General features: G+C 59.7%; 9 protein-coding genes. 2 read left to right on the top strand and 7 right to left on the bottom strand.

Annotated elements, in window-relative coordinates; translation table 11 throughout:
* Window positions 1–42 precede the first annotated feature (42 nt).
* Window positions 43–2,082 carry an NADPH-dependent 2,4-dienoyl-CoA reductase gene (locus AC19YT_RS11685; RefSeq protein ID WP_095110453.1) on the bottom strand — a complete coding sequence of 680 codons (2,040 nt, stop codon included), beginning with the start codon at window positions 2,080–2,082 and terminating at the stop codon, window positions 43–45.
* A 208-nt stretch (window positions 2,083–2,290) separates the two neighbouring features.
* Between AC19YT_RS11685 and AC19YT_RS11690 the strand changes: the two genes are divergently transcribed.
* Window positions 2,291–3,319 (top strand): carbon-nitrogen hydrolase family protein, encoded by a 1,029-nt coding sequence (locus tag AC19YT_RS11690; protein WP_500599351.1) that lies wholly within the window; start codon window positions 2,291–2,293, stop codon window positions 3,317–3,319.
* 3 nt (window positions 3,320–3,322) lie between these two features.
* Entirely contained in the window at window positions 3,323–4,378 is a 1,056-nt protein-coding gene (locus tag AC19YT_RS11695; RefSeq protein WP_095110451.1) for an AraC family transcriptional regulator, read from the top strand.
* 287 nt (window positions 4,379–4,665) lie between these two features.
* On the opposite strand, the gene AC19YT_RS11700 is transcribed toward AC19YT_RS11695, so the two are convergent.
* From AC19YT_RS11700 to clpP, 6 genes are all read right to left on the bottom strand, one after another.
* On the bottom strand, window positions 4,666–5,571 hold the full coding sequence (locus AC19YT_RS11700; RefSeq protein ID WP_500610288.1) for a DUF2242 domain-containing protein: 906 nt from the start codon (window positions 5,569–5,571) through the stop codon (window positions 4,666–4,668).
* Window positions 5,572–5,884: 313 nt separating this feature from the next.
* Window positions 5,885–7,744, bottom strand: a complete 1,860-nt coding sequence (locus AC19YT_RS11705) for a SurA N-terminal domain-containing protein (protein ID WP_500610289.1) — start codon at window positions 7,742–7,744, stop codon at window positions 5,885–5,887.
* Window positions 7,745–7,973: 229 nt separating this feature from the next.
* On the bottom strand, window positions 7,974–8,246 hold the full coding sequence (locus tag AC19YT_RS11710) for an HU family DNA-binding protein (RefSeq protein WP_095110448.1): 273 nt from the start codon (window positions 8,244–8,246) through the stop codon (window positions 7,974–7,976).
* Between the two features lie 148 nt (window positions 8,247–8,394).
* A complete protein-coding gene (gene lon / locus AC19YT_RS11715) occupies window positions 8,395–10,791 on the bottom strand; it encodes an endopeptidase La (protein ID WP_095110447.1) in 2,397 nt (798 codons plus the stop codon).
* Window positions 10,792–10,952: 161 nt separating this feature from the next.
* A complete protein-coding gene (gene clpX, locus AC19YT_RS11720) occupies window positions 10,953–12,236 on the bottom strand; it encodes an ATP-dependent Clp protease ATP-binding subunit ClpX (protein WP_095110446.1) in 1,284 nt (427 codons plus the stop codon).
* A 106-nt stretch (window positions 12,237–12,342) separates the two neighbouring features.
* Window positions 12,343–12,984, bottom strand: coding sequence for an ATP-dependent Clp endopeptidase proteolytic subunit ClpP (clpP, locus tag AC19YT_RS11725; protein ID WP_095110445.1), 642 nt, complete (start codon window positions 12,982–12,984; stop codon window positions 12,343–12,345).
* Between the last annotated feature and the right edge of the window lie 35 nt (window positions 12,985–13,019).

Here is a 13,019-nt window from a genome sequence, read left to right on the forward strand (position 1 = left end):
TACGCCTGTAGCAAGCGGGCGAGCCCACTTGCTACAGGGGGGTCAGAGCTCGGCGGCGAGGCGCGAGCCTTGGTTGATGGCCCGTTTGGCGTCCAGTTCGGCGGCCACGTCAGCGCCACCGATCAGGTGCACGCTCTGCCCGGCGGCCAGCAGGCCTTCATGCAGCTCGCGCAGTGGGTCCTGGCCGGCGCAGATAACGATGTTGTCCACCGCCAGCAGTTGGGGTTCGCCGGTTTCGCCGATGCGGATATGCAGGCCCTCATCGTCGATCTTCAGGTACTCGACGCTGTTGAGCATTTGCACCTGCTTGTTCTTCAGGCCCGTGCGGTGGATCCAACCGGTGGTCTTGCCCAAGCCGTCGCCGACCTTGGATTTTTTGCGTTGCAGCAAGAACACCTCGCGTGCCGGGGCATGGGGTTGGGCCTTGATGCCCGCCACGCCGCCACGGGCCTCAAGGGCCGTGTCGATGCCCCATTCGCGCCAGAACGCTTCGCGATCCTGGCTGGTAGCCACGCCCTCATGCACGAGGAACTCGGACACGTCAAAACCAATGCCGCCAGCGCCGATCACCGCCACGCGCTTGCCCACCGGTTTGCGTTCCAGGATGACGTCCAGGTAACTCAGTACCTTGGCATGTTCCACCCCGGGAATGGCCGGCAGGCGCGGGGCGATGCCGGTGGCCAGGATAATTTCGTCATAGCCGCCGGCTACCAGTTGGGCAACGTCCACCCGGGTGTTCAGGCACAGCTCGACGTGGGTGGTCTGCAGCTTGCGCTTGAAATAGCGCAGGGTTTCGAAGAACTCTTCCTTGCCCGGCACGCGCTTGGCGACGTTGAACTGGCCGCCGATTTCGCTGGCCGAATCGAACAGGGTCACCTGGTGCCCGCGCTCGGCGGCCACGGTGGCCGCGGCCAGGCCTGCGGGGCCGGCGCCGACCACGGCGATTTTCTTCACCTGCTGCACCGCCAGGTAGTTGAGCTCGGTTTCGTGGCAGGCGCGGGGGTTGACCAGGCAGGTGGTCAATTTGCCGCCGAAGGTGTGGTCCAGGCACGCCTGGTTGCAGCCGATGCAGGTGTTGATCTCGTCGCCCCGGCCGGCGGCGGCCTTGTTGACGAAGTCCGGGTCGGCGAGGAATGGGCGCGCCATGGACACCATGTCGGCGTCGCCCTCGGCCAGGATCTGCTCGGCCACTTCCGGGGTGTTGATGCGGTTGGTGGTAATCAGCGGGATCGCCACTTCGCCGCGCAACTTGGCGGTGACTTTGCTGAATGCGGCACGCGGCACCTTGGTGGCAATGGTGGGGATGCGCGCTTCGTGCCAGCCGATGCCGGTATTAATGATGGTCGCGCCGGCCTGCTCGATGGCCTTGGCCAGTTGCACGATTTCTGCCCAGGTGCTGCCACCTTCCACCAGGTCAAGCATGGACAGACGGAAAATGATGATGAAGTTCGGCCCTACCGCCTCACGCACGCGGCGCACGATTTCCACCGGCAAACGCATACGGTTTTCGTAGGAACCACCCCAGCGGTCGGTGCGATGGTTGGTGTGGGCGGCGAGGAATTGGTTAATGAAATACCCCTCCGAACCCATGATCTCGACGCCGTCATACTCGGCGACCTGGGCCAGCACCGAGCAGGTGACGAAGTCGCTGATCTGCTTCTCGATGCCTGCCTCGTCCAGCTCCTTGGGCTTGAACGGGTTGATCGGCGCCTGGATCGCACTGGGCGCAACTTGCTTGGGGCTATAGGCATAACGCCCGGCGTGGAGGATCTGCATGCAGATCTTGCCGCCCGCCTCATGCACGGCGCGGGTGACGATCTGGTGCTGCAAGGCCTCGGCCTCGGTGGTCAGCTTGGCGGCGCCGGAATACACCCCGCCTTCATCGTTGGGGCCAATGCCGCCGGTGACCATCAAGCCCACACCGCCGCGGGCGCGCTCGGCAAAGTACGCGGCCATGCGCTCGAAGCCACCGGGTTTTTCTTCCAGGCCGGTGTGCATCGACCCCATCAGGGTGCGGTTGCGCAACGTGGTAAAACCCAGGTCCAGCGGGGCCAACAGGTGCGGGTAATGAGCGGCGGTCATTGGAAGCTCCACAACAAGCAATCACGGGAAACTGCGCAGGCTCTTGCGGCGTGCGTCAGGCATGCTCGCCAGCCTAAGAGCAGGCATCGGGCCACTCAATGACCGTAACTGACAACTTATTGATCCAAATGCGCAGCGCCCCTTGGCAATCGCGCCCGGCAGTCCTAACCTAGAGGCCCACTCGCCCACGGCCGCCGACTGCTTCTCCATGCGCAAATTGCTTTGCTTGATCTTCATCGCGGCCCTGGCCGCCGCCCTCACCACCTATGGCCTGTGGACCACCAAGCGCCCGGCGGGCCACTACCTGTCGGACCTGCGTAGCATGGTCGCAGTGAACCAGGGCACCCCAGGCGAGCGCGGCAACCTGCTGGGCATCGAACCGTTGCTGTTCGCCACCGACTACCAGAACCCGCAACGCCTGCAGCGCAAGCTCGGCGCCTACTTGCAGCAGGCCCGCGAACAGCACCTGCTCAATGAAAAAACCATCGTCGTACTGCCCGAGCACATCGGCACCTGGCTGCTACTGGGCGGTGAGAAAGACGAGCTGTACCAAGCCGCCAACCAGGCCCAGGCGCTGAATTGGCTGGCCGCGAGCAACCCAGTGGCGTTCGCCCGCGCCTTTGTCGGCGCCCAAGGCCCCGGCAGGCTGCAAGACAGCTACCTGCGCATGAAGGCCGCGGGTGTGGCGGCGGACTATCAACAACTGTTCGGCGGCTTGGCCCGGGAATTCGGCGTAACCCTGGTGGCCGGCTCCGTGGTACTGCCCGAGCCCAGCGTGCGCAACGGCGTACTGGTCGTTGGCAGCGGCGCGCTCTACAACAGCGCGCTGGTATTCGGCCGCGACGGCCTCCCCATCGGCCAGCCCCAACGTCAGGCCCGGCCCGGCGCCGAGGCGCAGCCGTTGCAGGTCTTCCCCACCCCCGCCGGGCCCTTGGGCCTGTTGCTGGGTAACGCCAGCACCGAACTGCAGAACTACCGCCAACTCGATGCCCAAGGCGTGAAACTGGTGGCCGCGCCGGTGGCCTTCACAGGGCTGGCCCCGTGGCAAGGCGCCGGGCTGGCCCCGGCGCAACTGGCGCCCCTGCTCGGCCAACAGGGCACCGCGAGCGTCAGCGTGTTCAGCCACGGCCAGTTCTGGGAACAACGCCTGGGCGGAATCAGCGTGATCCGCCAGGGCGCCCAGGCCTTCACAGCGCCAAGCGCCCCCGTGGCGCGCCTGCTCAACCTCTGGTTGTAAGCCATGAAACCCCAGCCGATGCGCCTCGGGGACTTGTCGGTGGGCTTCGTCCAAAGCCTGGCCGACGCCGTGGCCAGCCATGGCCTGAACCCGCAACCGCTGCTCGATCAATACGGTTTGGACAGCGCCAGGCTCGGGCAAGCGGGGGCGCGGCTGTCGATCCCGCGCTACATGCGCCTGGGCCACGCCGCCATTCAATTGACCGACGATGCGGCCCTGGGCCTGCGCATGGGCCGGCTCAGTCGCCTGGAGCAACTGGGGCTGGCCGGCGTCACCGCCGCCCAGGCGCCCACCGTGCGCGAGGCGGCCCGCTGCCTGATTCGCTTTGAAGCGTTGTACGGCACCAACTACCGCGGCCAATCGAGCTTCCATGAAGATGCCCGAGGCGCGTGGCTGCGCTTTTACTCCATCAGCCCCTACAACGCCTACAACCGCTTCGTGGTGGATTCGATCATCACCAGTTGGTTGCAGCAGTTGTCCCGCGTCGCCGGGCAAACCCTGCTGGCCGAACGCATCGACATCGAATTCACTGAGCCGCCCTACCGCCAGGCCTATGCCGTGCTCGGCAATTGCCCGCTGTATTTTGCCGCCGAGCACAACCAGCTGCGCCTGGGCCAGGCTAGCCTGGCTCTACGCAACCCGGTGCACTGCCCCAGTACCTGGCGGCACTTGCTGCAATTATGCGAACGGGAACTGGAACAACTGACCCGCACCCGCAGCCTGCGCGAACGCATCATCGCCCTGCTGGGGCCATTGCTCAGTGGCGGTCGGGAACCCGACCTGGAAGAAGTGGCAGCCCGCCTGAAACTGCCGACCTGGACCCTGCGCCGCAAACTCGCCGAAGAAGGCACGCAATTTCGCGCCATCCTCAACGACACCCGCCGCGACCTGGCCATGACCTACATCCGCGACACCGAACTGGCGTTCGGCGAAATCGCCTACCTGCTCGGCTTCGCCTCGGCCGAAGCCTTCCAACGCGCGTTCAAACGGTGGAATAGCCAAACGCCGGGGGAATTTCGCCGGGCGCAACGGATAGGAGGGGGAGCCGCAAGCGGCTAGCTGCAAGTGCCGAACCTGCTTGCCGCTTGCGGCTCAAAGCTCCGTAGCGTCCTCGCTCGGGTCGTGTTCAAACGCCTGGAATTCGAGCAGTTCTTCCTGATAGTCGTCCATTGTCCAAACCTCTGGGTTCGCTGAGTCTGGGTTTGAGCATAGGGCGAGGATGTGAAGGAAAAATGAATCGCGCCTGTAGCTCTTAAACGCAACAGGCTGTTGGCGATTTACCGGGGGCCGGCCATCAGCCGCTGCTAAGTCGATCCGACCCCGCCCAAGCCCGTGGCGACCCGAGGTTACTGCCCGCTGCCCGGCAATGCCGGGATCGGTTCTGTGGGCGGCGGCAGGCTGCTGTCCTGCACAGGGGGGGTGATGCTGTCTGGCGCCGGTTGCGGGGTTGGCTCAGGGGCCGGTTCAGGGGCCGGTTCAGGGGCCGCGGCCGGGGCAATCGGCGCCGCTTCGACCGGTGGCGCCAGCGGTTGCGAGGCCGCCGGCGCGGCTTCCTGCGGTAGCGATGCAGGCTCTACCGGGGCGGGCTCCACCGGGGCCACGGGCGCAGGCTCCACGGCCGGCGCGGGCGTCGGCGGTTCAAGCGGTGCAGGCTCTGCAGTCGCGGCTTCTGGCATACCGAGGTCGGCCTGGGGTTTTTCCGGGATATGGGCAGCTTCCTTCACCTGAGCGGGTAGGAAGACTTCCACCAAAGCGAAGAAGCGCTCGTAGAACTTGGGCGAGGACACCGTCTCGCTGGCGACCTTGACCATCGAATCATCGGTGGAGCCGATCGGCATCGACACCGAACCCAACACCCCAACGCCCAGGCTGGCGGAGTTGTTGATCTTCTTCAGCGCATAACGGTCCTGCAGGGCATTGGCGAACATCGTGGCATGGTGTCCGGCGCTGCCGTCTTCGGCGCAGACCACGCTGAAGCTGATCTCCATGTGAGTGTCGCCGGTCTGTTGAAAGCTTTTGTGCCCGCTGATGAGTTTGGGGTCGCTGCTGGTGATGATGTAACCCTGGCTGAGCAGCGCACGGCGCGCGGCCTCGCAACTGGCGGTGTCGCTGACCGGGTAGTTGCGCGAAAAGGTGCCGGACTGGGCGAAGTTTTCATGTTCGTAAATGGCGGTTTTCTTCGACGAGCAACCGGCTACGCCTGCCATCACCAGCGCCAGGAGCAAGGCACGCCTGTGGAATGAATTAAACATTGAGCATCCTGAGCAAAACGGTTCGGGGCGTATTGTGCAACAGATCGATACACAGGGGCGCTTCCTTTAAGCGCGACGCCCAGCTTACGCCCCGAGGGTGGCCGGAAAAAGTCGCGCACACAGATGATCGATAAATACCCGCAACGCAGGCGTGGTCCGCCAGGTCATCGGGGCGCGGCGGCACGCCGTGCTCGCGAAAAGCGCCGTGGACGCCCGGGCCCACGGCTTCCCAAGCGTTCGCTGAGTACGGCACAAAAAAGACCCCGGCATTGCGGCCGGGGTCTTTTTTACAGCGCGAACACTCAGTCAGGCATCAGAACTTCTTGATGTCTGCTTCATTTTCCAATTGCTTGCGGTAAGCCGTGAAGTCCTGCTGACCAATCCGCGAAGCCAGGAAGCGACGAATCTGTGCCTTCTCGTCCTCGCTCGGGGCGGCCGCTTCGTTCACGCCGTCCAGGCGCACGATCACCAGGCTGCCGTCCGCCAGCGTGACGCTGCTGAAGTTCGGCTTGTCCTTGGATACAGGCTTAGGCATGCGGAACAGCGCCTGCAACACAGTAGGGTCGATCCCTTCCTGGCTGCGGGTCGCCGCTTGCACGACTTTCCAGTCCTGACCGTTCAACGGCGTCTTGCCATCACGCAGGCTGGCGATCAACTCCTCAGCCTTAGTCTTGGCCGCAGCGCTGGCGTGCTCTTTGGCCAACTGTGCGCGGATGCTCGCGGACACGGCGTCGAGCGGCAATTGCTCAGGCTTGCGGTGCTCCTTGACCCGCACGACTACGACCGTTTCCGGGTCCAGTTCGATGGCGGTGCTGTTAGCACCTTCATCCAACACTTCCGGACTGAACGCAGCCTGCACCACGGTACGGCTGGCAGCCACCCCCTCGCCCCCTTCGCGACCAAACGGCGCGGAGGTGTGCACGGTCAGCTTGAGCTCTTGCGCAGGCTGGGCTAGGTCAGACGCTTCAAAGGAGGAGTCTTCCAATTGCTTGGTCGCCTCGACGAAACGCTGCTCGACCTGTTGGGCTTTGAGTTCACGGGTCAGCTTGTCTTTCAGGCTGGCGAAGCTCGGCACTTCAGGCGCTTCTACACCCAACAGTTTGATGAGATGCCAGCCAAAATCGGTGCGCACCGGGGCTGAAACCTGATCTTTGCCCAGGGCATACAGCGCCGTCTCAAACGCGGGGTCATAGACGCCTGGAGCGGCGTAACCGAGGTCACCACCGTTGGTGGCAGAACCTGGGTCCTGGGAGAACTCCTTGGCCAGGGCCTCGAAGCTTTCACCCTTGGCCAGGCGCTGCTGAACTTCTTCAAGCTTGGCCTTGGCCTGCGCTTCGTTCAGCTTGTCGTTGACCTCAATCAGAATGTGCGCGGCACGGCGTTGTTCAGCCAGGTTTGCGGTTTCTTTCTGATATTGGGCTTGCAACTGTTCGTCGCTGACAGTGACCTGGTCGAAGAACGAAGCTTTCTTCAACTCCAGGTAATCGATGACCACCTGGTCCGGCGTCATGAACTCCTTGGCGTGCTCGTCGTAGTAGGCCTTGACCTCTTCGTCGGTCAACTTGACCGCATCCGGGTCCGCCTTGACGTTCAACGAAGCGAAGTCACGGGTCTGTTTTTCCAGACGGGCAAACGCCAGTACCTGGGCGTCGGTGACGAAGGCACTGCCGGCCAAGCCAGCACGAACCTGACCGATCAGCACTTCCTGGGCCAACATCTGGCGGAATTGCAGGCGGCTATAGCCCAACTGACGGATCACCTGGTCAAAACGCTCGGCGTTGAATGCACCATCGACCTGAAACTCCGGCATGGTCAGGATCACCTGATCCAGCGCCGGCTCGGAGATGGCGAACTTCGACTTGTCTGCGCCTTGCAGCAACAGCTTGCGGTCGATCAGCCCTTTGAGCGCGCTTTCACGCAGCATCTGTTCGTCGAGCAAGGACGCATCGAAATCCTTGCCCAGTTGCTGCATCAGTTGCCGACGTTGCATGTCGACCGCCTGGCTCAGCTCGTTCTGACTGATTTCGTCACCATTGACCTTGGCGGCGTCCTGGCTGTTGGTCGTTGCCTGGAAAATGGCCTCGATACCGGTGAATGCCATCAATACAACGATGATCCCGATAATGGTTTTGGCAATCCAGCCTTGTGAATTGTCCCTGATATTCTGCAGCATGCGTCCCCCAGAAACGGTTGTACTTCAAATTAGACAACCGTGGAGCGTGGGTAGAATCCGGATAGAAGAAAGGCGCATCCGAGGATGCGCCTTCTCGTAACTGGCGGAGCAGAGGGAGCCGAATCCGCGCTCCCGGCGTCACAGCAAGTCGTTTGACTCACTGGACTGCCGCTCCGCTGCCAAGTCAGGAATGACCCCGACCCGGATAGGTAAAAAACCTGAAGGAGGCTTAGTTGACAGCTTCTTTCAGCGCTTTACCGGCTTTGAAGCCTGGCTTTTTAGCGGCTGCGATTTCCAGTGTCTTACCGGTCTGTGGGTTACGACCAATGCGAGCTGGACGATCAGTCACGGAGAAAGTACCGAAACCAACCAGTACAACAGAGTCGCCGGCCGTGAGTGCGCCAGTAACGGATTCGATCACTGCGTCCAGCACAACGCCAGCAGTAGCTTTCGAGATTTGAGCTTTTTCAGAGATTTTTTCGATCAATTCCGACTTGTTCACTCGTAAGTCCCCTTATATCTATTGAGTATGATTCTAAGTTTTTTGGTAAAAGCAAAAACGAGTGCTGAGTGGCCTACAGGCACCTAAGAGCCGCTTTATAACAAGGGCTCTAAAAAGCTGTCAAGGAAGCCCCCCAGGCTAATACGTACTAATGCGTGCTAATTCTTTCCTTAGAGTCAGACTCGCGCTTTTCATCCTTTGCAACTATCTCGGGAGCCACATCCGGCAAGGGCTCCGGCGCGTATTGCAGCGCAATTTGCAGGACTTCGTCAATCCATTTAACCGGTTTAATCTGAAGATCTTGCTTGATGTTGTCAGGAATTTCCTTCAGATCACGAACGTTCTCTTCCGGGATTATCACGGTTTTGATTCCACCGCGATGAGCCGCCAACAGTTTTTCTTTCAGACCTCCAATAGCGAGCACCTGGCCACGCAAAGTGATTTCACCGGTCATGGCTACATCCGCACGTACAGGAATCCCGGTCAGCGCCGACACCAAGGCCGTGCACATACCCACACCGGCGCTCGGCCCATCCTTGGGGGTGGCCCCTTCCGGCATGTGGATGTGAGTATCACGCTTCTCGTGGAAGTCCAGGGGAATACCCAGACTTTTCGCACGACTGCGTACGACCGTCAGGGCTGCGGTGATCGACTCGACCATCACATCGCCCAGCGAACCGGTCTTGATGAGCTGACCTTTACCAGGCACTACGGCCGCTTCGATAGTCAACAGTTCGCCGCCCACCTGAGTCCAGGCAAGGCCTGTCACCTGGCCGATCTGGTCCTGCTGCTCAGCAAGACCATAACGGAATTTGCGCACACCGAGGAAATGCTCAAGCAAGTCAGCAGTGACTTTCACCGAGAAGCGCTTTTCCAACGCATGTTCCTTGACCGCCTTACGACACACCTTGGCAATCTGGCGCTCCAACCCACGCACACCGGCCTCGCGTGTGTAGTAGCGGATAATGTCGCGAATCGCCTCCGCGTCAAATTCCAGCTCGCCCTTTTTCAAGCCATTGGCCTGAATCTGCTTGGGTGAGAGGTATTTGACTGCGATGTTGATCTTCTCATCCTCCGTGTAACCCGGCAGACGGATGACTTCCATCCGGTCAAGCAAGGCTGCCGGAATGTTCATGGAGTTCGCCGTGCACAGGAACATCACATCGGAGAGGTCGTAATCGACTTCAAGGTAGTGGTCGTTGAAATTGTGGTTCTGCTCAGGATCAAGCACCTCGAGCAATGCCGAGGCCGGATCGCCACGCATGTCGTTGCCCATCTTGTCGATTTCGTCGAGCAAGAACAGCGGGTTGCGCACCGCCACTTTCGTCATTTTTTGAATCAATCTTCCCGGCATCGAACCGATGTATGTCCGTCGATGACCACGAATTTCTGCCTCGTCTCGCACACCGCCAAGGGCCATGCGTACGAATTTACGGTTTGTTGCGTGGGCAATCGACTCAGCCAAAGAGGTTTTACCTACACCAGGAGGGCCGACCAAGCACAGCACAGGGCCGCGGATCTTCTTCACTCGTTTTTGTACGGCGAGGTACTCAAGAATCCGTTCCTTGACCTCTTCAAGGCCATAGTGGTCAGCGTCGAGAATGTCTTCGGCACGTGCCAAGTCCAGGCGCACCTTGCTCTGGGCCTTCCAAGGAACTTGAACCAACCAGTCGATATACGTACGTACGACTGTTGCCTCAGCCGACATCGGCGACATTTGTTTGAGCTTGTTCAGCTCAGCCATAGCCTTGGTCATTGCATCTTTCGGCAACCCGGCAGCATCGATACGCTTTTTCAGCTCTTCAATTTCATTGTGACCTTCGTCACCGTCACCCAATTCTTTCTGAATGGCCTTCATTTGCTCATTCAGGTAGTACTCGCGCTGACTGCGCTCCATCTGCTTCTTCACGCGCCCACGAATGCGCTTTTCAACCTGTAGCAGATCAATTTCGGCGTCCAACAACGCCAATACATGCTCGACCCGAGCAGACAGGTCGATAATCTCGAGTATTTCCTGCTTCTGTTCGATCTTGAGCGCCATATGCGCCGCCATGGTATCCACCAGGCGACCGGGCTCATCGATGCTGTTGAGCGAAGACAGTACCTCGGCAGGCACTTTCTTACCCAACTGTACGTACTGCTCAAATTGCGACAGCAGGCTGCGCACGAAGACTTCCGACTCACGCTCGGGAGCGTCCGCCTCTTCAATCAGCGCGACTTGAGCACGGCAATGCCCATCAACTTCACTGAAGCGCTCCACGGTGCCACGCTGCTCTCCTTCTACCAACACCTTCACGGTGCCATCGGGCAGTTTGAGCAACTGCAGGACCGTTGCAACGGTGCCTACACGATAGAGAGCGTCTTCATCAGGATCATCATCAGCGGGATTTCGCTGGGCGAGCAGGAGAATCTGCTTGTCGCCCGTCATCGCGGCCTCGAGGGCTTCGATAGATTTCTCACGCCCCACGAACAGCGGGATAACCATGTGCGGATAGACCACAACATCACGCAATGGCAGGAGAGGCAATTCGATGGTTGTCTTCATGATTTCGCCTCTACGGCGGCCATAAGGCCGTAAACAGATGGATGTAAGCTTGAAGCCAAGATGGGGGCAGCCCTGAAAAAAAACAAGCTCCAAGGCGTCACTTAAAGACAGTAAAAGCAAAGGGGCCCGAAGGCCCCTTCTTTATTCCAGCAGGGTGACGCTTAGGCGTCTGGCGCTGCCTTGGCGGTCGGCTCACTGTTTTCGTAGATATACAGTGGCTTGGACTTGCCTTCTATGACGCTTTCGTCGATCACTACTTTGCTCACCTCAGACTGCGAGGGGATTTCATACATAGTGTCGAGCAGTACACCTTCAAGGATGGAGCGCAGGCCGCGAGCACCAGTCTTACGCTCAAGGGCGCGTTTGGCGACCGACTTGAGGGCATCGGCACGGAACTCAAGATCAACGCCTTCCATCTCAAACAGCTTGGCATACTGCTTGGTCAAGGCATTCTTGGGCTCGGTGAGGATCTGCATCAAAGCAGCCTCGTCCAGTTCGTCCAGGGTTGCCAGAACCGGCAACCGACCTACGAACTCCGGAATCAAGCCGAACTTGACCAAATCGTCAGGCTCAACTTCACGCAGGGATTCGCCGACTTTTTTGCCCTCTTCCTTGCTGCGAACCTCTGCACCGAAGCCGATGCCGCCGCGAGTGGAACGGTTCTGAATAACCTTTTCCAGCCCCGAGAATGCACCGCCACAGATAAACAGGATGTTGCGCGTGTCGACCTGCAGAAATTCCTGTTGAGGATGCTTACGACCACCTTGAGGCGGAACGGAGGCGACAGTACCTTCGATCAGTTTCAACAGTGCCTGCTGCACGCCTTCACCGGAAACATCCCGGGTGATGGACGGATTGTCAGATTTGCGGGAAATCTTGTCGATTTCATCGATATAGACAATACCCATCTGGGCTTTCTCTACGTCGTAATCACACTTCTGCAGCAGCTTCTGAATGATGTTTTCGACATCCTCCCCCACGTAACCGGCTTCGGTGAGCGTGGTTGCGTCAGCGATGGTGAACGGCACATTCAGCAGGCGGGCCAATGTTTCGGCCAGCAGGGTCTTGCCTGAACCTGTCGGGCCGATCAGCAAGATATTGCTTTTGCCGAGTTCGACGTCGTCATTTTTCTTGTCACGCTGGTTCAAACGCTTGTAGTGGTTGTACACCGCTACGGCCAGAACCTTTTTTGCACGCTCTTGACCAATCACATACTGGTCAAGGATGCCGCTAATTTCTTTAGGCGAAGGCAATTTATGCGCGCTGCTTTCGGCCTGTGCTTCCTGCACCTCCTCACGGATGATGTCGTTGCACAGGTCGACGCACTCGTCGCAGATAAAGACCGAGGGGCCGGCAATCAATTTGCGCACTTCATGCTGGCTTTTGCCACAGAAGGAGCAATAAAGCAGTTTGCCGTTGTCCTCGCCGTTGCGGGTGTCAGTCATTCGATCGATCCAAATCCGATAGGCTTGCAACACAAGATGAAGGCTATTGCGGGCTTTTTCAAGTCCGCAGGTGGTCAGTTAAACCAACCACCCGCATCCAGGCTACTTAGGCGGGCATATTGCGCTTTGCATGCACCGAGTCGATCAGGCCATATTCAGCCGCTCGCTCTGCACTCATGAAGTTGTCACGCTCGGTGTCACGCTCGATGGTTTCGAGGCTTTGACCGGTGTGATGAGCCAGCAAAGTATTGAGACGGTGACGAATGGACAGGATTTCCTTGGCATGGATGTCGATGTCCGACGCCTGCCCCTGGAAACCACCCAGCGGCTGGTGAATCATCATCCGCGAGTTAGGCAGGCAGTGGCGTTTGCCCGCTGCGCCACCGGCGAGCAGGAATGCACCCATGCTACAGGCCTGGCCAATACACATGGTGGAAACGTCAGGCTTGATGAACTGCATGGTGTCGTAGATCGACATCCCTGCCGTTACGGAACCACCTGGCGAGTTGATGTAGAGATGGATGTCCTTGTCCGGGTTTTCCGCTTCAAGGAACAGCAGTTGCGCCACAACCAGATTGGCCATGTAGTCTTCTACGGGGCCAATCAGGAAGATCACGCGCTCCTTGAGGAGGCGCGAATAGATGTCATAGGCGCGTTCGCCACGGGCGGACTGCTCGACTACCATCGGGACCAGGCCGCCTGCGGCCTGGATGTCAGAACTCTGCTGATAATAAGAATTGCGGGACATGTCCTGCAGTCACTCCCAAATAGTCATGTCTTGAA

Source organism: Pseudomonas sp. MF08875, from assembly GCF_059862525.1.

Bases quoted from the DNA above. Each gene is read 5' to 3' on its own strand.
- AC19YT_RS11685 (WP_095110453.1), bottom strand. From the start codon at position 2,082: ATGACCGCCGCTCATTACCCGCACCTGTTGGCCCCGCTGGACCTGGGT.
- clpP (WP_095110445.1), bottom strand. From the start codon at position 12,984: ATGTCCCGCAATTCTTATTATCAGCAGAGTTCTGACATCCAGGCCGCA.
- clpX (WP_095110446.1), bottom strand. From the start codon at position 12,236: ATGACTGACACCCGCAACGGCGAGGACAACGGCAAACTGCTTTATTGC.
- AC19YT_RS11690 (WP_500599351.1), top strand. From the start codon at position 2,291: ATGCGCAAATTGCTTTGCTTGATCTTCATCGCGGCCCTGGCCGCCGCC.
- AC19YT_RS11695 (WP_095110451.1), top strand. From the start codon at position 3,323: ATGAAACCCCAGCCGATGCGCCTCGGGGACTTGTCGGTGGGCTTCGTC.
- AC19YT_RS11705 (WP_500610289.1), bottom strand. From the start codon at position 7,744: ATGCTGCAGAATATCAGGGACAATTCACAAGGCTGGATTGCCAAAACC.
- lon (WP_095110447.1), bottom strand. From the start codon at position 10,791: ATGAAGACAACCATCGAATTGCCTCTCCTGCCATTGCGTGATGTTGTG.
- AC19YT_RS11700 (WP_500610288.1), bottom strand. From the start codon at position 5,571: ATGTTTAATTCATTCCACAGGCGTGCCTTGCTCCTGGCGCTGGTGATG.